Origin of the sequence: Thermosynechococcus sp. HY596, from assembly GCF_030518715.1 — a bacterium.
Taxonomy (GTDB): Bacteria; Cyanobacteriota; Cyanobacteriia; order Thermosynechococcales; family Thermosynechococcaceae; genus Thermosynechococcus.
The window spans coordinates 1,812,974-1,832,292 of sequence record NZ_CP130346.1 but is presented as its reverse complement, the minus strand read 5'-3'; the positions used below and the strand labels follow the sequence as shown (position 1 = coordinate 1,832,292).

The following is a 19,319-nucleotide window of genomic DNA, read 5'->3' as shown; positions in this document are numbered from 1 at the left end:
TCAAGATGGATATTTTGGTGACGGGTGTTGCTGGGTTTATTGGCAATGCAGTAGCACTGGAACTACTTAAGCGGGGCGATCGCGTGATTGGTCTCGATAATCTCAACAACTACTACGATGTCAACCTCAAGAAAGCTCGCCTTGAACGCCTCAACCCCTTCACGGCAAGTGAGCAATTTGTATTTAGAAAAATCGACCTTGTAGATCGCGCAGAGTTGAACCAACTCTTTACAGACTTTGCCCCGCAACGGGTCATCCACTTAGCAGCGCAAGCGGGTGTACGCTACTCGATTGAGAATCCCTTGGCCTATATTGACAGTAATATTGTAGGTTTTATCCACATTTTGGAAGCCTGTCGCTACCATCAGGTAGAGCATCTCGTCTATGCCAGCACCTCAAGCGTCTATGGTGCCAATAAAAAACTACCCTTTTCTGTTCACGATAATGTTGATCACCCCTTGAGTCTCTATGCGGCCACCAAGAAAGCCAATGAACTGATGGCACATACCTACAGCTACCTCTATGACCTACCCACTACTGGACTGCGCTTTTTTACCGTCTATGGCCCATGGGGGCGCCCCGACATGGCACTCTTTAAGTTTACGAAAGCCATTTTGAATAATGAACCGTTGCCTGTCTTTAACTATGGTAAGCATCGCCGCGACTTTACTTACATTGATGACATTGTCGAGGGGATTCTACGGGTGCTGGATCGACCTGCCACACCCAACCCTTCATGGAGTGGCGAAAATCCTGATCCGGCCACTAGTCTCGCACCTTGGCGTGTTTACAACATTGGTGCCCACCGCCCCGTCGAACTCCTACGGTATATTGAACTTTTAGAAACCTATCTTGGGAAGAAAGCGCAGTTAAATCTTCTGCCTCTGCAACCGGGCGATGTCCCCGATACCTACGCGGATGTGCTCGAACTTAGGGCAGACACAGGCTACGAACCCACAACTCCTGTTGAGATAGGCGTACAGCAATTTGTCCACTGGTATCGTGAGTACTATGGTATCTAACGAGTTGAGTTTGCCCTATGTCGAGTGAAAATAACCATCTGTCGTTGCCCTCTGAAGCCTCTCGGCCAAGTTTGTGGCAGCCGCAGCCAATTGATAAGGTGACCATTGATCAAGTACTTCGCGGGCTGAAGCGGCGTTCAGCAGTTGGCATCTTGGCAGGTGCGCTAGTCTCAATTGGCTTTTTGGGATACTCTTACCTCTTTTTGAGAAGCTATCGACACTCTGTGTTGGTGCAGGTTGAACCTATCCAATCCTCAGGCGCTCGGCCAGGAACAACTTTAGAGTCAGTCCATCGGCTTGCTCTAATATCCCTGCCCATTTTGTCAGGTGAAACAAGAGGTGATGTGGCAACTTTAGTTCAAGTCCTCAATAGCGACATTGTTTTGCGTCCAATTTATGAGAAATTTTTAGTAGAAAATCCTGATCTAGATCCAAAACAATATTCGTATCAATCTTTTATTGGATCCTTGAAAATCCAGCGAGCGAAACTAACCTCAGGTAATAGGCTACCAGATCAGTCAAGTCAAAAGATTATAGAAATCCAATTTTCTGCAAGAGAAAAAGAAAAGATAGAATCACTCCTAGGAATCCTTGTTGAAGAATTAAAAAGATTTAGTGAAGAAGAAAAGCAGAACCAAATAGCGGATAATCTGCGCTATGTTAACCAAGAAATTCAGAAGACCCTGAGTCAAATTGACGATCTAGAGGATCAACTTAACCAATTTCGCTTTCAGAATCGGGTAGTACGACCTGACCTAGTTGCTTCCCAGTTTACCTCTGCAACCTCTGGCAGGAGCGATCTTGAAACTTATCTTAGCCTTTTGGATAATTTGATCTCTGCAAGAAATGAAAATAGAGTAAAACTGGAGTCGGCTCAGGCAACGTTTAACTCCCTCGAAACACAGTTAAGGCTGTCTCCTACTGAGGCACTTGCTGCCGCCAATCTAGCTGCTTCTCAAAACTATCAGGAGTTGCTAACAAAATTAACAGAAGCAGAAACTAGGCTGGCTGGGGAGCAGGCCAAGCTGAATGAAAACTCACCGACGGTGCAAGCGCTACAGGAAGAAAAGCGACTACTGCTAGAGCAGGCCAGACAGCAAGCTCGACAGATTACGATTAGAAATCAGGATCAAGTTCGTCAACCCGAAACGCTGATTGGTTATCAAAGTGCCGTTTCTGGGTCTCTAATCGAGAAGTACATAGGGACCAGAATTGAGCTTGAAGCGCTGCGGAGGGCGGATGCTGAATTAAGCAACCAAATTCAGACCACCGAGGCAGAGATATCGCGAGTAATACGCCTTGCCAATCCTTACCGCAAGATTGAACAACGTTTTGCAGCAGCACAGGAATCTCTAAGGTTATTACTGCAAACTCGACAGTCCCTCCAGCTGCAGATTGCGCAACGGGACTTCACATGGCGAGTCCTCTCAGATATTGACAACAAGGAAGAATATCAAGTAACCCAGCGTTTATCAGTGGCACTGGTGATAGCCTTAATGCTGGGGGGAGTGTCTGGGCTGCTTTTGGCCCTAATCCTCGATTGGTTGGATGATCGCTTTCTGGAAGTGGAGCAAATTCGCCAACAAACCCCCTTACCGATTCTTGGCGAGATTCCTCTGACGAAGACATTTGATCAATTGGCCTTTAGTCGCCTAGAAACACCGTTGACGCTCTGGGGATTGCAGCACCGTTTGCCGAGTGCCACACCTGCTTTTAGGGAAAGTTTTTACTTCCTGTTGACGCAGCTAGAGTCGTTGGGATTGCCCCGCTCTTTGGCAATAACGGGTACAGTGGGCAAAGAAGGACAAACGACCCTTGCGATTTACCTTGCGGTTGCAGCAGCGGCGATGGGAAAACGGGTCTTACTGGTGGATGCCAATTTGCGTCAGCCCAGCATTCATCAAGGACTTGGCATTCCCAATGTCGCAGGCCTAGGGGAGTTGTTGCAAGGGGAAATGCCTTTTCCCCACTGGTTCAGTCTTTTAGCAAATCGTGCGGAAAGACTCTGGGTACTGACGGCGGGTCAGGTTCAGCAAGAGCCGATGATACTGCTGAGTTCTGCGCGGTGGTTTGATTTCTTGGAGGGCGCTAAGGATACCTTTGACTGCGTGATTCTGGATGTGCCGCCGATTTTGGCTGCTGCGGAGGCGCATCGGGTTCTGGCAGCGGTGGAGCGGGCCCTCTTGGTTGTGCGCTTAAAGAAAACGCGACGCGAAGCCTTTGCTCAGGCCCTGCAGGCTTGCGATCTGAGCTTACAGCAAAAGCTGCTTGGGATTGTCGTCAATGGTGTAGCTGTCAACCACCGAGATTTCAGAGGTTATCAGAACAGTGCTGCTGAGTCAGCGGTGGCACCCCTCTCTATCTAAGGTTTCACATCTCCCTTTCGGGGGACAAAATAGCCATTAAAACAGGCCCAAAGAGTAGGGCATGGGCAGCTAAGGTGAGGCCTGTCCAAAGCAGGGGAAACCAGCGCCAAACTCCTGCTTCTAGGGGCGGAAACAGGGCATAGGCTAGCCCGATGAGTGTCGGCGGTAAAATGATGAGCAAAATAGCTAACACAAGGGCAACAACGGTGACCTGAGAAGAGGGGCGGTGGAGCGATCGCCAGCCTGTACCTGTCCACTGCCAGCGAAAAGCGATCGCCCCATCTTCAAGGCGAGCCGTTTGGCGCTCAGGATCAAGGGTAAAAATGTGGCGGCAAAAGTTACAGGCATGGGTTTCCATGAGCACCATGGGGACAATTTGGCCATGGCGGCAAATAGGGCAGGGGTAGATGCCATGGCGCTCAAGGGGCTTAGGGAGTGGTTCCACCATGAACCTCAGCGGTCTGGGGGTGGAGGCGTTGTTGCTGGAGCCCGCGATAGAGACGATTGAGGGCATTCATATAGGCATGAGCCGAAGCAACAATAATATCCGTATTGGCGGCATGGCCCGAGTAAATGCGATCCCCGTGTTGCAGGCGAATGGTCACCTCGCCGATGGCATCAATTCCCGCAGTCACTGACTGCACGGAATACTCAATGAGGCGATTGGGAATTTGCACCACGCGGTTAATGGCACGATAGACGGCATCCACAGGGCCTGTGCCAATGGCGGCATCTGTCAGCTCCTCACCACTGGGCAGACGGATGGTTACGGTGGCGGTGGGGCGGGCGCGATCGCCACAGGAGACCTGCACAAATTCCAGCTGGTAGCCTTGAACATCAATGGCTTGGGTTTCATCTTTAACAATAGCTTCCAAATCCCAGTCGGTGATTTCTTTTTTCTTATCGGCCAGATCCTTGAAGCGCAAAAACGCCTTGTTGAGTTCCGTTTCACTGAGTTCAAAGCCCAGCTCGCGCAGGCGGGTGGCAAAGGCATTGCGACCAGAGAGTTTGCCCAAAACAATTTGATTGTCGGCTAGGCCAATGAGCTGGGCGTCCATGATTTCATAGGTTTGCTTGTGCTTGAGGACGCCATCTTGGTGAATGCCTGATTGGTGAGCAAAAGCGTTGGCACCGACGATCGCCTTATTGGGCTGAATCAGCATGCCCGTTAGATTTGAAACCAAGCGGGAGGTTTTGTAAATTTCGCGGGTGTTGATATTGGTCAGGGGTGCTTCTGATTCAGGGGGACGGCCAAGGAAGGGGTTAAAATACTGCCGCCGCACATAGAGAGCCATCACCAATTCCTCAAGGGCAGCATTGCCGGCGCGCTCCCCAATGCCGTTAACCGTACACTCCAGTTGCCGTGCCCCATTTTTCACAGCCTCAAGGAAGTTGGCAACGGCCAAGCCTAGGTCGTTGTGACCATGGACTGAAATGACGGCACGATCAATATTCGGCACGTTTTCCTTGATGCCTTTGATCAGGGCACCAAATTCGGCGGGGGTGGTGTACCCCACGGTGTCGGGAATGTTAATTGTTGTGGCACCGGCGTCAATCACCCGCTCCAAAACTTGATAGAGAAACTCAGGATCCGAACGCCCGGCATCCTCAGGGGAAAACTCAACATCATCCACAAAGGACTTGGCATAGGCCACCATTTCGGGGGCAATTTCCAGTACCTCAGCGCGGGTTTTCTTCAGTTTGTACTCTAGGTGAATGTCCGAGGTGGCAATGAAAGTGTGAATGCGGGGATAGTAGGCGGGTTTGAGGGCTTTTGCGGCGGCTTCAATATCTTGGCGGGTGGCACGAGCCAAGCCACAGATCACAGGCCCCGTTTCGGTGCCCACGGTTTCAGCAATCCGCTGTACGGCTTCAAAGTCGCCGGGACTGGCAAAGGGAAAGCCTGCTTCAATAATATCCACCCCCAGTCGGGCCAGTTGACGGGCGATCGTGAGTTTTTCATCCACATTCAGCGAGGCACCCGGCGACTGTTCACCGTCCCGCAGGGTGGTATCAAAAATCAACACCCGATCAACGGTCTGGGGAGGATATTTAATGCGCATAGACAAGCCCCATTCAAGCTTGAGAAAGAGTAGCAATTATTTCTACTCTAACATTTTCGCTGGGAAGCAATGTCTAGGGAACTTGCCAAATGCGTTGGTGATAACTGGGCAAGTGATCCAAGTCCACGGTTGATCCATGGTGAGGGTGATGCCCCCCGTGATCATGGCTGTGGGAGGGGTGCTCATGATCCTGATGATGGTGGTGATGATGGCTATGGCCTGCCACCAAGCGGAATTTGCAGGCTTCACAGTTCATGGCCACCTGCCCCGTATGGGTTTCAATTTCCCGCTGCCGCGTGAGATAAAATAGTTGCGGATGCAGGCCAATTTCCGGTAGGTTCACGTATTCAACACTGGGATAGGCAGCTTGGGCTTCTGCGGTAAGGGTATAGATTTTCTTGACTAATGCCCCTGTAAACATGAAGTGGGGCAAAACAATCACGCGGCGGGGCTGGTAAAGATTCGCCCGCCCAAATCCTTCGGGTAGGCGGGGATGGGTAATGCCAATAAAGCAGACCTCAACGGTTTTGTAGCCACTGCCTTCCCAGAGCATGCGGGCTAGCTTAAAGACATCGCCATTGGCATCGGGATCACTGGAGCCGCGTCCCACCACTAGGAGAACGGTTTCTTCGCGGCCAATGCCTTGGGGATTAAATTCTGGGGTGTCCAAGCGTTCAAGGCGCGATCGCCACAGGGTTAAAATTTCGGGGGCAATGCCATAGTGGCGGCCATAGTGATAGCGCAATTGCGGAAACGCCCGCCGTGCCCAATCCAACTCATTGGTGACATCAAACTTATTGTGGCGAGCAGCAAAGAGTAAAACTGGCAGCACTGACAAGTCTGTATGGCCTGCGGCAGCACACTGGCTGAGCACTTCAAAAATCGAGGGTTCCGTTAACTCCAGAAAACAGGGAAAAACAGGCCGGCAGGGATCCAGTTGATAATAGGCTTGGGCAAAGTCCAAAAATGCTTGGCGACCTTCCGGATCGCGCGTCCCATGACCGACGAGTAAAAGCGGTCGAGATTGGGGGAGAGGGGGTAAATCGAGGCTAAAACCGAGGGGATTGAGAATGGAATCGTTGAGCGTAACAACCACGTTGAAACTCCATGCCCGTGCGACGCAGGCAAACAGAGTGAACCACAGCAAGTAGGCATTCTGGCTGAGGGGGGTTCCCCATCACAGCTGCGGCACAGCACCAGACTTGCACTGGATTTTCCCTACAGGCTGCTCTTCACAGTGAACGTTGCCAATTGTAACGAGATTCTCAGACCCCTGTCTATGCGGGGGGTGGGCACATTAGGGACTTATAGCGCCGCAGCATCGAGAACGCCAATGGTTTGGTTGTAGATGGCTTGGGCTTCTTCGGGGGTGTTGCCAATACTGACGAGACCCAGCTTACCAAATTCCGAGAGTGCCCCCATGAGGTGAAAGACAGTGCCCGTTTCGGTGCTGGAATCAAAGTGGAGATGGTAGCGGGCAATCATATCTAAGAGATCATTGGGCAAAAGACCCCGATAGTGGGGTTGGCAGAGGTTATCGGAGGCAATGTAATACTTGGGACGGCGGTGCTTGCTGTAAAACAGTCCAGAGTCTAGCTCATAGTGGCCATCGGTGAGGAATTTTAAGGTCATAAAGGGGTGCGTAGTACCACCCTTGCGCAAGTTAATTTCAATGGCGTAAAGCTCCCACCCTGCTGTTGTCTGGGTGGCAACAACGTCCACACCAAAACAGCCGATCACCCCCTGCTGTGCCAAGTACGTCCCTACCTTTTGCCCCAATTCTTGGAGTTGTTGGCGATAGTCGGCATGGGCGGGAAATTCACAGCCAATGAAAATTTGACCTGTGGGGGCATTGAGTAATTGCTCATGGGTGGAGACGATTTCAACACTGCCTTTGGGGGTAATGCAGCCTTGGACACTGGGCGATCGCTTGACAGCACCTTCCACAAAGGCTTCGACAATGCCACCCAGATCCATAAATCGCTGCCGATAGGAGAGCCAAGTTTCATTAGGCGCCTGAAAGACCATCTCCTCTAGGCTATTTTCAATCCGTTGTAGATGATCGGGGGTGTGTGGGCTGCCAAGGGGGCGCAGTGGGCGCAGATCAAGAAGAGCATTGCCTTCTCCGGAAAAAGCCTCATTGAGTTTCACCACTACCCGTTGCAGTTCAGGAGATTTCTCTTGGAGGTGAGCGATCGCGCGCACCAGTTCCGGTACCCCCTGCAAAAAACCGCTGCCCATCGGATGGGGAATGCCTGCGGCCGCAAAAAGTTCCCGACTGCCCGCCTTGGTTCCCCAGTAGAGGAGGTCGGGATCCGTCGAGTAGAGGGGAATACCTAAGCGTACCGCCAGTTCCCGCTCCAAAGGGGTGGAGTTAAAACACACCATGTAGGCTTGGTTGGGACGCAGGGCTTGACGAATACGCTCCAAAAGGCGAGGCCGCTCTAAAATTTTCGCAGTCAAGGGTTTATCGGAGCGATCGTAGGTGGCCAGCAGCAGCAGGCGATCGCGGGCATGGGAACTGGGTACGCCGGGGAGTAAATCCAGATAATAGTCAATAATGCTGGGGTGCAGCGGCTGGGACGTCACGTAGATCATGCGGGTACGCGGATTCCGCAACTGGATCAGCGTATAGAGTTGCCGCTCCTCGTAGTGGGTGTAGCCGGTGATCTTGGCCAGCTCCGGTTGGGGAAAGCTCAGGGAAGGCACCACCACAATATCGCGCTCAATACCGCCGGGACCCTTGGGCAGTTCAGGAATAAACGTTTCTGTCCCGTCCCAGCACTCCAAGAGTTGCGTTTGCAGTTGGCGGAATTCCTCAGCAATTGACATCAAAACGCCCCTATGCCCTTGTCCCTAGTTTAGGGAGTTTGAGTCGCACTCATCGCTTGGGGGTCATCTTGTTCAAACTTTCTTTACTGAGGAACGGTGCTTCGTTTGCTCAGCTTCAATAGCCAACAAACTAAGGTTTGCCATCAAGTTCAATGTACCTGACATGCACCTGAGCGGGGCGCAGAACAAAGGGATTTTGCCACTTGCCGGCAGGACTGGGGTACGTTTTTTCGGGATAGGAGAGCAAATCGCTGTAAACGGCGCTTAATTCAATGGGAACACCTGCTGGCACATTAGTCATCTTAAAGGTACATTGACCATCCTGAGCACCAGCGGCAGGACCAGTAGCAAATACCTTGATGGGCGGTAAATTTTGCGGTTTAGCAACAACTCGAATCGCTGAGCAGGCAGCCGGTGCAACATTGCCCATTTGATCGCCAAAAAAAATGCGGCCTTGCAGCGTTGCCGTGGGTAGAGCCAAAGCTCCGCTAGTTTGAGTGAGTGTCCCAGTGAGCAGTAGCAAGGTGGAAAGAGATAAGCGTTTCATGATGTGGCTCACGCTCCAGAGAAGGGGTGATGATTCAATCTTGGCGGAGCCTAGGAAGAATCCCAGTGAAGGCGATCACAAGATGGATGAGAACCGCAGCACAAAACATGAAGCTCACACCACCTGCTGACGCGCGGAGGGGAGAGTGCAGGCTAAACATGTTCAAATTTGGGCATCAGTGTCCCTTGGTGTAGAGATTGTTTCTTGGTGAACGTAGCGCGCTCCAGCAAACACCTCACGGGTGGTGCGGCTATACCAATTGCGAAATGAGGGTCGCTTGAGAATGGGGCGCGTCCAGTGACTACCGCCTTTTAGGACAAAATGCTCGCCATCAAAGTAGGGGGCAGAATACCCCCGGTAGGGATAGCTCTGGAACCCCGGATAGGGGGCAAAGGGACTTTGCGTCCACTCCCAAACGTAGCCCTGATTCAAGAGTCCCTGCTGAGCAGCAATTTCCCATTCCCGTTCACTGGGGAGACGTTTGCCTTGGAAATGGCCATAGGCTTCGGCTTCGTAGAAACTAAGTCCCCACATGGGTAAGTCTAGGTTCTCAGGAATCGGGTAAAACGGTGAGGCAATTTCCTCTGCCTCTCGCCATTCCCAACCACTGCTGGACCACCATTCCCGCCGCTGATAACCACCCGCTTCCACAAAGGTGAGAAATTCCCGCCAGGTCAGCGGTGCCGCATCAATCGTAAAAGGAAGTAGTTCGACACTCTGGACTGGCTGCTCGTTATCAAGGGCTAAGAGGTCTTCACTGCCAATGACATACCCCCCAGCGGGAATTCGTTGGTGATCCTGTGGCAGCGATAGGTTAGGGGGTAATGTGGTCACAATCCCCTGCATCGCCAGCACCATTTGCATCGTTTCACTGTGTTGGGCTTCATGCTGCAAAATCCACCACCAGAGGCGGAGTTCTCGTTGCCACTGCTCGTCGCTAAGGCTGTAGAGGCGATCGCCCGTCTTTTGGCGAATCTCTGCTAAGTAGTCAAGTAGCTGGCCACGCGGCGGTAGATGCTGTCGTTCGGCCTTGGGGCGGCCATCGGCGGCATACCAATAGCGATCGCGATCGCTCACCCCTGAGGATTCTGGCAACAGCCAAAAGGCTTCTGTGTAGCCAATGTGTCCCAAATGCCATCCCACAGGGCTATAGAGGGGATGGGGCTGCGCACAAAGGACGGCCTCGCTCAACTCAGCCACAAGTTGGCGTGTAAATTGCCGCTGGTTCTGAAAGGCTTGCCAAAAAGTTCCCCGATCCAAGGGATTAAAAGGCACTGATATCTCAGAAGGCGTAAATTTCTGGTTCACTCTGCAAACTCATCAACAGCAATTTATTTTCCGGTAAAAGATACCACTCCGTTTGCTGATCTACCGGCTCTGAGGTGAGCTGAATTTTCTCGGCATCCTGACTCCAGTACAGGGTGGGGGGTGGTGTGCCCCGCGCACAGCGGGTGGCGAGAATATAGACGCCATCAGTCAGAATCATGGCGGCACTAACACTGGTACGCGCTGCCTGCGCTAGGGAAAAAACAATTTGCAGTGTTTGCCGCAGTACCATCAACGGTGACAGTTGCGGATTCAACACCAATTCATTGCAGAAGAGGGCAAACAGGTGCTCAGAGTCTGTAGAGCCTTCAACAATGTTGTAACAAATATCCGACAGGCGATCGCGCATAGGGCGGTAGAGGGTTTGGCGAAAGTTCTCGATAAAGCCATTGTGCACCCCCAGCCAGCGTCCCCAGCGAAAGGGCTGCGTATTCGTCATTTGCACGGGTTGACCCGGTGTGGCACTGCGGACATTGGCCAAAAAACAGGCAGATTCAATGTAGCGGCTTAAATGCTCAGTAAAGTTAATATCATGCCACATGGGCATCGTTTGCCGATAAAGAAAGGGGGGCACATCTTGGCGGGCAGCATACCAGCCCACCCCAAAGCCATCGGCATTTAAGAGTCCCGCCGTCATTTCGCGGGGTTGATAACTTTGCACCAACAGGGAATGGGGAGCATCCACCAAGGCATGGGCAAGGGACGTTTTGCGCCCCATATAGGCATAAAGACGGCACATAAATTAACATGTAAGTTTGATAGGAATACCTTACCCCCGATTCTAACTTTCAGCAAAGGATTTTTCAGGGCGCTATATCCAGTTTGAGAGCTGGCAGTAAAGCTTGCTAGAGTGTAGAGAAAAAAGGTTATCTGCAATCAATGAACCCAACGGATTCCCTAGAGGATGATTTTCCCGACGTCGAAGCCATTGTGCCCCCTGAGCAGTCCCAAGCCTTGGGGCGATCGCAAATTCAGCGCACCTTGGTGATCACAGAAACAGCCTTCCTTGCCAGTACCGCTGCCCTGCTGTGGGTGATTAACTTTTATTTGCCCATTGGTCCAGTCTTGCGCCTGTTTTTTCCGATTCCCATCGCCCTCGTTTATTTACGCTGGAATCGCCGCGCCGCTTGGATGGCGGCCATTGTCAGTGCCTTGCTCCTTTCTGTGTTGATGGGGCCACCCCGCAGTCTGCAATTTCTCTTGCCCCACGGCATGATGGGGGTCATTTTTGGCGGCTGTTGGGCCAAAAAAGAAGGCTGGGGACGTTCCATCCTCAGTGGCGCAGTGATTGGCACCGCAGGATTTTTCTTTCAGATTAGCCTTGTGTCCATTCTGCTCGGGGAAAACCTCTGGATTTACTTCAATCAGCAGGTCACGAATTTCATTGATTGGGTACTGGTCAATCTGAATTTGCTGCTGGAGCCAACGGTGACCCTGATCCAAGTTGTGGCACTGCTACTTGTCTTTTTCCAGTCCACGGTGTATGCCTTAGTGGTGCATATTTTGGCATGGACACTGTTGGAGCGATTGGGCAATCCGATTCCGGATCCGCCCCCGTGGCTGCGCACGATCCTTGAAGACCCCCGCTAGATCCTTTCGAGACAGCGGCGCTGATAGAGGGCTTGGGGGGTGGCACTGCCGGTACAAAACAGCACGGTTTTCAATTCCTCAAGGATAAAATCAATGCGTTGCGCAAGTGTCTCCTCTGATTGATGGGCGGCCTGCAAAAAGGGGCGCGCTAAACCGGCAAGACTAGCACCGAGGGCAAGGGCCTTGGCCACATCAATGCCATTTTGAAGTCCGCCAGAGGCAATTAGGGGCGTATCTGGTAGGGCAGGATGAATTTGCTCCAAGCACTGCGCCGTAGGCATACCCCATTCGGCAAAGGCTGCTCCGAGGTACTGCTGACGCCCATCCTGAGCACGCGCCGCTTCCACCTTGGCCCAAGAGGTTCCCCCTGCCCCCGCCACGTCAATAGCGGCTACACCCACCTCCACGAGTTGCTTGGCCACGTCGGCACTGATACCATTGCCCACTTCCTTCACAATTACAGGCACCGGTAGGGCACGGCAGAGAACACCAATTTTCGTCAACAGTCCCTTGAAGTTGCGATCGCCCCCCGTTTGGACGGCCTCTTGTAGGGGATTGAGGTGCAAAATCAAGGCATTCGCCTCTAGGAGATCAATAATCTTTTGGCATTCATTGACGCCACAGCCATAGTTCAACTGCACCGCGCCAAGATTGGCTAAGAGGGGGATAGTGGGTGCCTCTTGACGAATGGCAAACGTGGTCGCCACCTCTGGATGCTCCAGCAGCACTCGCTGGGAACCGACACCCATGGCAATTCCCTTTTGTTGCGCCACCCGGGCTAAGCGGCGATTGATGTCTCCCGCTTGGGGGGTGCCACCGGTCATGGAGGAAATCAGCAGGGGGGCAGCGAGTCGCCAGCCCAAAAACTCGACGCTCAGATCAATCTCGGCAAAGTCCAGTTCGGGCAGGGCACAATGGCGAAAGCGATACTTCTCGAAACCGGTGGTGATTTCTTGATGACTGACATCACCTTGAATACAAAGCTCGAGGTGCTCCGCCTTGCGCTGCTCAATGGGACTGCTCACCACTCGTGTTCCTAAAGTTAGGCTGCACCAACATTATAGAAGGCAGCTCAGGGAGCATCCCTATCGGCATTAACGGAAAACCGTCGGCACTCTCAACCCCGCTGCCAACAATTTCAGGCCATTGGCTGCTGCATCGCGGTAACGCAACTGACCGCAGAGAATTTGCCCCATCCGTTGCAGCGCGCTGGGACGTTTGATAGCCACTTCATAGGCCATGTGGGGCATCCGATAAAAAAGAGTCGCTAGACGTTTTGCCCAGACCATATCTGCTCCCCACGCCTGTTGGACTTGACGGGAATAGTCTGCGAGAGCCTCTGGATCACCATTGAGGGCGCGATCGATCGCTTGGGCAGCTAGCATTCCGGTCAACAGTGAGGGACGAATGCCTTCGGCAGTAAACGGATCAACGATACAGGCGGCTTCCCCGGCAAGGAGGGCATTTTGGGTGTGCAGGCGCTGGTGCCGCTGCCAACAGTAGAGGGGGTGGCCATAGACCTTGACTTGACTGAAATCAACGCCAAAGGTTTCAGCATATGCTGCCCCGATCGCCCTCAGATTTTGCTTGCGTTTTAGGGAAAACGTGCCCACACCAATCGAGTAGCCCTCCCGTTTAGGAAAGTTCCAAATGTAGCCATTGTGAACGCGACCAAAGTCAAAGTGGGCTGCCCTCAGGGCATGATTGGGCATGGCTGCTTCAACCTCAATGGCTGCTCCTATACGCTGCTGACGATGTTGGAATCCCAACCACTTGGCCATTGAACCTTTGGCACCATCACAGCCAATTAAATACTGCGCTGTGAAATCCCCCTTGGGCGTATGCACCTGCCAGCGATCGCCCCCCCACGTTAGACCTATAACGGGAGTTTGAGCCGCTACCTGCGCCCCCTGTTGCTGGGCCTGTTGAATCAGAAAATTATCAAAGACATCGCGGCGCACCATCCACACCGCTTGCTCTGGGGGCAGTTCTAGCACTTGCGCTTCCCCACCCTGCCACGTACAGACCATTTGCGTCAGCTTCAGCGAGATAGCAGGAGTAAAGTCAAAGTCAAACCAAGCTTGCACTTGGGGCGACACACCTCCCCCACAGGGCTTGTAGCGGGGCAGAGCTTCCTTTTCCAGAACCAACACCCGCCGGCCTCGCCTAGCCAAGTGATAGGCAGCTGCACCGCCCGCAGGGCCTGAACCAACAACAATGCAGTCGTACACCACAGGGTCACTCCTCAGTTGCTTTGCACAGATGCTCAAAAAATAACAAAAATCACCTAAGAGAAGCTGATCTGACTGGATTCGTAGTCGGGGGGTTCGACGTGGATGACAATGCGAGCCGGTCCATAGCGGTCTTGGAGCAGAGCTTCAATTTGCTCGGTAATGTCATGGGCCGTGGGAATATCTTCCGCCTCGACAATTAAGTGCATCTCAATAAACACTTGCCGTCCCACCATTCCCCGCGAGCTAATGTCATGGCAATTAACCACACCGGGCACGGTCATCACTAGCTCATGGATGGCTTCGGGGGCGATCGCCATCTCATCCACCAGCCAAGGAATGTTGCTTTTGAGGACTTCCCACGCACTCCAAAACACAAGGGCCGCGACGGGAAATGCCAACACCACATCCAACCAGGCCCAGTTGAAGGTCCACACCCCAATCAGCCCCAAAAGAACAATAATCGTTGTCCAGACATCGCTCAGGGTATGCTTGGCATCAGCAATGAGCACGGAATTATTCAGCTTGCGCCCCATGTGGTGTTCATAGAGAGTAAGGCCGATATTCATGCCAAGGACAAGGATCACAATCCACAGTTCTGCCCCTGTGATCGTCACGGCACTGCTTTTATGCAGCAGGCGCTCAACCGCACTTTGTAAAATCTCAAAGCACACCATGCCCAGAAAGGCGGCAATCCCCAATGCACCGAGGGCTTCAAACTTTTGGTGACCGTAGGGATGGTCGCGATCGGGATGGGGGTTAGCCCACTGCATGGCCACTAAGCCCAAGATGCTACTCCCGGCATCGGTCAAGCTATGCAGGGCATCGGCTTGTAAACTCAATGAGTGACTGAGAACACCAACAATGGCTTTAATGGCCGTCAGGGCAACATTGACCCCTAGCGCCAAGAACAATACCCGCTGGGCTTGTCGGCGGTGGTCGGCCACGGTGCTCACCTAACTGAGTGAACTTAAGGATTGGCTGTCTGGGGAGGACGCGCTGATTGGGTGTTGCGTCGCTCCACTAGGATGCGTTCATTGAGAACCGCTAGCGCCCGTGTAAATTGAGGATCACGATCGGTGGCAATGTCATCGCGCGTCAGTTGTTCCCGCTGCTGCTCCGTGAGGGTGACTTCAATATCGGGTTCAATGCCCTTCTTGTTAATATCGCGACCACTGGGGGTAAAGTATTTGGCGATCGTTACCGCAATCCCTGCCCCTTCCCCCACGGGCTGGACGGACTGCACCAAGCCTTTCCCAAAGGTGCGTGTTCCCACCAACACGGCACGGCCATTATCCTGTAGGGCACCTGCGAGGATTTCGCTGGCGCTGGCCGAGCCGCCATCAATGAGAACCACAAGGGGCTTATTGGTCAAGAAGCCGCGACCGGCGCGTAAGCGTTCTGCTTCCCCTTGGCGATTGACCGTAGAGACAATATCGCCCTGCGGTAGAAACATGCGGGCAATTTCAGCACTGGCAAAGAGTAGGCCACCCGGATTGGAGCGTAAATCCAAAACATAGCCTTCAACGCCTTGCTTTTCTAACTCCCGAATGGCGGCGCGCATTTCTGCTGCTGCATTGGAGCTAAAGGTGACAAGGCGAATATAGCCGACAGGGCCTTGGGGAGTTTGGCGTAGGCTGAAGCGAACAGGATGAATTTCAATGCGGGCACGGGTGATCTCATAATTCAAGATTTGATCGCCCCGCTGGATCGTCAGGCGCACTTTTGTATTCACAGGGCCACGGATCATGCTGACAGCTTGGTTGAGATCCATGCCCTTGGTGGATTTGCCATCAATTTTCAGGATCACATCCTTGGCCATTAAACCCATCTCAGCGGCGGGACTCCCTTCAATGGGGGAAACCACGGTGATTTCTTTGGTCTTTTCGTCCTGGGTAATGGTGATACCTACCCCTGTGAGTTCACCAGAGGTTTCAATTTGCATAGAGCGAAACTGCTCCGGATCCATAAAGCGGGTGTAGGGATCATTGAGCTTCTCGAGCATTTCCCGTGCTGCCTTGTAAGCATCCTCGGGTTTGGTGTAGTTTCGAGAGAGAAATTCCCGCCGCACGGCACGCCAGTCATTGCCATTGAAGGTGGCATCAACGTATTCGCGGTCAATGACCTGCCACACTTCATCCACCAGTTCCTTAGGACTTTGGCGAAAACCTGCTAGGCTACGGGACCAGTGCAGACCCGCACCCGTGACAGCAACTAATGCCGTCATAACCACTGTCGTACTGACAACGAGCGTGCGGTGTGTGATGCCCATATGATTCGTCCTAAATTGTCGATCCTTTAGCCTACGCCCAATCTAGCACAAAGACTTGCCTTGGCCGTTGGCGATCGCAGGCTAAATTTTCCGACGCTCAGCAGGCTCCAAAAGTGCCTAGACCCCCAGTTGCTGGCGAATGCAGTAGTTCACACTTTCATCGAGAACCCGCTGTGCCCGCTGTTGGCGAGGAGATTGCGGTTGACCGCCGTTGGGATCAAGGGTTTGAAAATCAGTGTAGCTCAATCGCTGTTGAATGTAGTTGATGGAGCACTGACAAATGTTACCCATCATTGAACGGGGCACAAGGGGAGCCGATCGGCGGCCACGCTCGATGCAGGTATCCATAAAACTATTCACCGCCACTGGGGGGTAGGGTTGGGAAATGGCCCCTGCTGGCAGCGTCAGGCTAGTGGCTAAGCTGCTACTAATTAGGATTAAAGAGAATAATTTCATAAGTAATAGGCGCTTACACTAAAACATCCTCGTCATACCCTAGGACGCCCTTTTTCATGCAAAAAGTTTCAATCAATAAAGGCGCGATCGTAGGCTGCATTGGAACCCACGAGCATTGAGCCAATCCCCGAATCGGTAAAAATTTCCAGTAATAGGGCGTGGGGCACCCGGCCATCAATAATGTGCGCTGCTTTCACCCCTTGAGCGAGCGATCGCACGCAACAGGTGACTTTCGGAATCATCCCCCCAGAGACAACCCCCTCTTTAATGAGTTGCCGCGCTTCGGCAATATCAAGGCGATAAATGAGAGTACTAGGGTCGCGATAATCCCGTAAAATACCTGCGGTATCCGTCAGTAAAATCAGCTTCTCAGCCCCCAAAGCCGCCGCAATCTCGCCAGCAACAGTATCAGCATTGATGTTGTAGGCTTGCCCAGTATCATCGGCAGCCACACTGGAGATGACGGGAATATACCCCTTCTCCACTAGTGCCGTAATCACGCGGGTATCCACCCCCTGTACTTCACCGACAAAGCCGATGCTATCTTCCCCTTGGGCGCGGGCACGAATCAGGTTGCCATCTTTGCCGCACAGCCCCACTGCTTTACCACCCGCCTGATTGATCAGGGTGACAATTTCCTTGTTGACCCGACCCACCAAGACCATCTCCACCACATCCATCGTTGCGGCATCGGTGACGCGCAGCCCATTTTTGAATTGGGGTTCAATGTTGAGTTTGCCAAGCCAAGTATTGATTTCTGGGCCACCGCCATGAACCACCACAGGGCGAATCCCCACATAGGAGAGAAAGACAATATCGCGAATCACGGAATCCTTGAGCTGTTCTTCCTTCATGGCGGCACCGCCGTATTTGACCACAAAGGTGCGCCCGGCAAAGGCTTGGAGATAGGGCAGGGCTTCACTGAGAACACGAACGCGATCGCTATCGCTGAGCATAGAGTTTTCTTTTGTCCGTCTAAAAACCTAAGCAGGGATCAATGGGGGGCTGAGCAGAGGGGGGATCTTTCTCAGCAGCAACTGCTAAGCGGGCAGCCAACCCTGCCGCAGAATCGCGAATCAGCGACCAAATCAATGGCGCCAGCCACCCCCGCAACATCACTGAGCAAGAAATCTGACTCCCACAGACCGTTGATTCTAAACGATAGGTTACCCGTTCCTCTACCCCCGGCAAGACCAAAATGCGAATACTCAACAGTTTTCCCGGTGATACCCGTTCGACAAAAATCTGAATCGGCCACGGAATCCAACGGGTCATGGCTTGGAAAATAAACCCCGGCTTGGGTACGAGTCCGTAGGGCACATTCGTGCGCAAAATCAAGGGATGCCACGACACATCGGCCAAATTCACCACTTTGCGCCAGATCAAATCCACCGATGCAGAGCTAAGGGCTTGATAGGTGCCTGCCAACGGCCAGCTGTAGGTCATTTGCTGTTTTTTCTTTTGTTGACGACGGCGATCGGCCACAGTCTCGTTACCCTGCTATTCCTGACGATTTGGACACCACGAAAGAATAAATAATCGTCTGAACCCTTGATTGATCCAAGAGCCTTATCTATATTAGAACGGAATTTTCCGAGCAGGAGTTTCGTAACTCTGTGTAACGATTATTTTTCTAAACGCACGGCATACCACTGAAGGTAGCCACCATTGGGTAATTGCAGTTCACAACCCGTTGTCAGGAGGTAGTGGGCACGACTTTCCACATCGGGCAAAGCAAGCAGATCCGGCGTTAGGGCAACCTCGGTTCCTGTTAGATACTCCACCAGCTTGGCCTGTAGCTCCATCGGCGTGAGAAAGACTTCATTGCTGGCACTGGATTCGAGGACAACGTACATTTCTTCAGTGAACATAGCGAATGCGGTTAAGTTGACATTGATTACATTGGAAATTATCCGCGCAGCAACGCTCGGCCTTTACTGGGCTGGCAGTGCAAACATCTGTACAGCATAGACTTCTCCGCGTGCTGTATTCAAAGCAATGCCAAAGCCAAAGCGGGTAAATTCAGGCCGCAGGATATTTTGGCGGTGCCCCTCACTATACATCCAGCCTTTTTGGAAGCGCTCAATCAGCTTATAGTTGAGCACCAAGCCGGGGGTGCCCTTCTGCTCCATGATATTTTCACCGACGCCACCGCGTCCCCCCAAGGCGATAAAGCGATCCATTGGGGATTGCCCATCGGGATTGGTATGGCTAAAGTATTGGCGTTTGAGCATATCTTCGGCGTGGCGTTGTGCTGCCTCTGTCAGTAATTCATCGGCAACAAGGGGCGGCAGTCCATTGAGCTGGCGATCGCGATTCACCAATTGCAGGGCAAAGGCTCGTATTTCCGCAAGGGAGCGTTTTGGCTGAGCAGCAATGACATCCACCTGTGGAGCACCAATTTGCCAATCTTGCCCCCCTTGGCCATTGTTCAAGTAAAAATACTCCTTGGCCGCTGCAAGGGCAATGCCGAGCATTAAGGTGACGTACAAGAAGACCTGTAGGCGTTGTTGATTGAGGTGGCGGCCAGTCATGGCTGCGAAGCTTGTTAATCTATTGTCAGTCTATTGCCAGTGTACGCGAGCAAGTGCGGAATCCCCTACATTTTCTGCCA

Annotated in this window: 19 protein-coding genes and 1 riboswitch; of the genes, 3 read left to right on the top strand and 16 right to left on the bottom strand. The window is 52.6% G+C overall.

What is annotated here, in order from left to right:
- The first annotated feature begins 5 nt into the window (after positions 1-5).
- Together QYC28_RS09070 and QYC28_RS09065 are read left to right on the top strand one after the other, a co-directional pair.
- Positions 6-1,022 carry an NAD-dependent epimerase gene (locus QYC28_RS09070; protein ID WP_302679345.1) on the top strand — a complete coding sequence of 339 codons (1,017 nt, stop codon included), beginning with the start codon at positions 6-8 and terminating at the stop codon, positions 1,020-1,022.
- Between the two features lie 17 nt (positions 1,023-1,039).
- Positions 1,040-3,388 (top strand): polysaccharide biosynthesis tyrosine autokinase, encoded by a 2,349-nt coding sequence (locus QYC28_RS09065; RefSeq protein WP_302679344.1) that lies wholly within the window; start codon positions 1,040-1,042, stop codon positions 3,386-3,388.
- Positions 3,389-3,392: 4 nt separating this feature from the next.
- Here QYC28_RS09065 and QYC28_RS09060 read toward each other — a convergent pair whose 3' ends face one another.
- From QYC28_RS09060 to egtC, 7 genes are all read right to left on the bottom strand, one after another.
- On the bottom strand, positions 3,393-3,836 hold the full coding sequence (locus QYC28_RS09060) for a hypothetical protein (protein WP_286625441.1): 444 nt from the start codon (positions 3,834-3,836) through the stop codon (positions 3,393-3,395).
- The gene (locus QYC28_RS09055) at positions 3,817-5,451 is read right to left on the bottom strand and encodes a 2-isopropylmalate synthase (protein ID WP_149820138.1); all 1,635 of its coding nucleotides are present in this window, start codon (positions 5,449-5,451) and stop codon (positions 3,817-3,819) included. Before QYC28_RS09055 ends, QYC28_RS09060 begins: the two co-directional genes overlap by 20 nt.
- Positions 5,452-5,524: 73 nt before the next feature.
- Entirely contained in the window at positions 5,525-6,547 is a 1,023-nt protein-coding gene (locus QYC28_RS09050) for a sirohydrochlorin chelatase (RefSeq protein WP_302679342.1), read from the bottom strand.
- A gap of 32 nt (positions 6,548-6,579) precedes the next feature.
- Positions 6,580-6,721, bottom strand: a riboswitch (cobalamin riboswitch).
- A 35-nt stretch (positions 6,722-6,756) separates the two neighbouring features.
- Positions 6,757-8,283, bottom strand: coding sequence for a peptide ligase PGM1-related protein (locus tag QYC28_RS09045; RefSeq protein ID WP_149820133.1), 1,527 nt, complete (start codon positions 8,281-8,283; stop codon positions 6,757-6,759).
- A gap of 130 nt (positions 8,284-8,413) precedes the next feature.
- A complete protein-coding gene (locus tag QYC28_RS09040; RefSeq protein ID WP_149820131.1) occupies positions 8,414-8,830 on the bottom strand; it encodes a hypothetical protein in 417 nt (138 codons plus the stop codon).
- Positions 8,831-8,992: 162 nt separating this feature from the next.
- Positions 8,993-10,105 carry an SUMF1/EgtB/PvdO family nonheme iron enzyme gene (locus QYC28_RS09035; protein WP_286625436.1) on the bottom strand — a complete coding sequence of 371 codons (1,113 nt, stop codon included), beginning with the start codon at positions 10,103-10,105 and terminating at the stop codon, positions 8,993-8,995.
- Positions 10,106-10,112: 7 nt separating this feature from the next.
- Positions 10,113-10,874 (bottom strand): ergothioneine biosynthesis protein EgtC, encoded by a 762-nt coding sequence (egtC, locus tag QYC28_RS09030; protein WP_286668629.1) that lies wholly within the window; start codon positions 10,872-10,874, stop codon positions 10,113-10,115.
- 161 nt (positions 10,875-11,035) lie between these two features.
- On the opposite strand from egtC, the gene QYC28_RS09025 reads away from it, so the two are divergent.
- Positions 11,036-11,746, top strand: coding sequence for a DUF2232 domain-containing protein (locus QYC28_RS09025; protein WP_149820125.1), 711 nt, complete (start codon positions 11,036-11,038; stop codon positions 11,744-11,746).
- On the opposite strand, the gene fni is transcribed toward QYC28_RS09025, so the two are convergent.
- The 9 genes from fni to QYC28_RS08980 form a co-directional block, all read right to left on the bottom strand.
- Positions 11,743-12,771 carry a type 2 isopentenyl-diphosphate Delta-isomerase gene (gene fni, locus QYC28_RS09020; protein WP_226971936.1) on the bottom strand — a complete coding sequence of 343 codons (1,029 nt, stop codon included), beginning with the start codon at positions 12,769-12,771 and terminating at the stop codon, positions 11,743-11,745. The two genes, QYC28_RS09025 and fni, sit on opposite strands and share 4 nt — an antisense overlap.
- A gap of 69 nt (positions 12,772-12,840) precedes the next feature.
- Positions 12,841-13,977 carry a geranylgeranyl reductase family protein gene (locus QYC28_RS09015; RefSeq protein ID WP_302680066.1) on the bottom strand — a complete coding sequence of 379 codons (1,137 nt, stop codon included), beginning with the start codon at positions 13,975-13,977 and terminating at the stop codon, positions 12,841-12,843.
- A gap of 56 nt (positions 13,978-14,033) precedes the next feature.
- Positions 14,034-14,924 (bottom strand): cation diffusion facilitator family transporter, encoded by an 891-nt coding sequence (locus QYC28_RS09010; protein WP_190278046.1) that lies wholly within the window; start codon positions 14,922-14,924, stop codon positions 14,034-14,036.
- A gap of 23 nt (positions 14,925-14,947) precedes the next feature.
- Positions 14,948-16,249, bottom strand: coding sequence for a carboxyl-terminal processing protease CtpC (gene ctpC, locus QYC28_RS09005; RefSeq protein ID WP_286625427.1), 1,302 nt, complete (start codon positions 16,247-16,249; stop codon positions 14,948-14,950).
- A 117-nt stretch (positions 16,250-16,366) separates the two neighbouring features.
- Positions 16,367-16,705 carry a hypothetical protein gene (locus QYC28_RS09000; RefSeq protein WP_190278045.1) on the bottom strand — a complete coding sequence of 113 codons (339 nt, stop codon included), beginning with the start codon at positions 16,703-16,705 and terminating at the stop codon, positions 16,367-16,369.
- A 68-nt stretch (positions 16,706-16,773) separates the two neighbouring features.
- The gene (gene argB / locus QYC28_RS08995) at positions 16,774-17,661 is read right to left on the bottom strand and encodes an acetylglutamate kinase (RefSeq protein WP_149820119.1); all 888 of its coding nucleotides are present in this window, start codon (positions 17,659-17,661) and stop codon (positions 16,774-16,776) included.
- A 19-nt stretch (positions 17,662-17,680) separates the two neighbouring features.
- On the bottom strand, positions 17,681-18,151 hold the full coding sequence (locus QYC28_RS08990; protein ID WP_190278334.1) for an SRPBCC family protein: 471 nt from the start codon (positions 18,149-18,151) through the stop codon (positions 17,681-17,683).
- A gap of 179 nt (positions 18,152-18,330) precedes the next feature.
- On the bottom strand, positions 18,331-18,576 hold the full coding sequence (locus QYC28_RS08985; protein WP_149820114.1) for a chlororespiratory reduction protein 7: 246 nt from the start codon (positions 18,574-18,576) through the stop codon (positions 18,331-18,333).
- Positions 18,577-18,639: 63 nt separating this feature from the next.
- The gene (locus QYC28_RS08980; protein ID WP_149820112.1) at positions 18,640-19,239 is read right to left on the bottom strand and encodes a CAP domain-containing protein; all 600 of its coding nucleotides are present in this window, start codon (positions 19,237-19,239) and stop codon (positions 18,640-18,642) included.
- Positions 19,240-19,319 lie beyond the last annotated feature (80 nt).

Coding starts and splice junctions, on each gene's coding strand:
- QYC28_RS09040 (WP_149820131.1), bottom strand. CDS start 8,830: ATGAAACGCTTATCTCTTTCCACCTTGCTACTGCTCACTGGGACACTC.
- QYC28_RS08980 (WP_149820112.1), bottom strand. CDS start 19,239: ATGACTGGCCGCCACCTCAATCAACAACGCCTACAGGTCTTCTTGTAC.
- QYC28_RS09065 (WP_302679344.1), top strand. CDS start 1,040: ATGTCGAGTGAAAATAACCATCTGTCGTTGCCCTCTGAAGCCTCTCGG.
- QYC28_RS08985 (WP_149820114.1), bottom strand. CDS start 18,576: ATGTTCACTGAAGAAATGTACGTTGTCCTCGAATCCAGTGCCAGCAAT.
- QYC28_RS09060 (WP_286625441.1), bottom strand. CDS start 3,836: ATGGTGGAACCACTCCCTAAGCCCCTTGAGCGCCATGGCATCTACCCC.
- ctpC (WP_286625427.1), bottom strand. CDS start 16,249: ATGGGCATCACACACCGCACGCTCGTTGTCAGTACGACAGTGGTTATG.
- QYC28_RS09000 (WP_190278045.1), bottom strand. CDS start 16,705: ATGAAATTATTCTCTTTAATCCTAATTAGTAGCAGCTTAGCCACTAGC.
- argB (WP_149820119.1), bottom strand. CDS start 17,661: ATGCTCAGCGATAGCGATCGCGTTCGTGTTCTCAGTGAAGCCCTGCCC.
- QYC28_RS09045 (WP_149820133.1), bottom strand. CDS start 8,283: ATGTCAATTGCTGAGGAATTCCGCCAACTGCAAACGCAACTCTTGGAG.
- QYC28_RS09025 (WP_149820125.1), top strand. CDS start 11,036: ATGAACCCAACGGATTCCCTAGAGGATGATTTTCCCGACGTCGAAGCC.
- QYC28_RS09055 (WP_149820138.1), bottom strand. CDS start 5,451: ATGCGCATTAAATATCCTCCCCAGACCGTTGATCGGGTGTTGATTTTT.
- egtC (WP_286668629.1), bottom strand. CDS start 10,874: ATGGGGCGCAAAACGTCCCTTGCCCATGCCTTGGTGGATGCTCCCCAT.
- QYC28_RS08990 (WP_190278334.1), bottom strand. CDS start 18,151: ATGACCTACAGCTGGCCGTTGGCAGGCACCTATCAAGCCCTTAGCTCT.
- QYC28_RS09070 (WP_302679345.1), top strand. CDS start 6: ATGGATATTTTGGTGACGGGTGTTGCTGGGTTTATTGGCAATGCAGTA.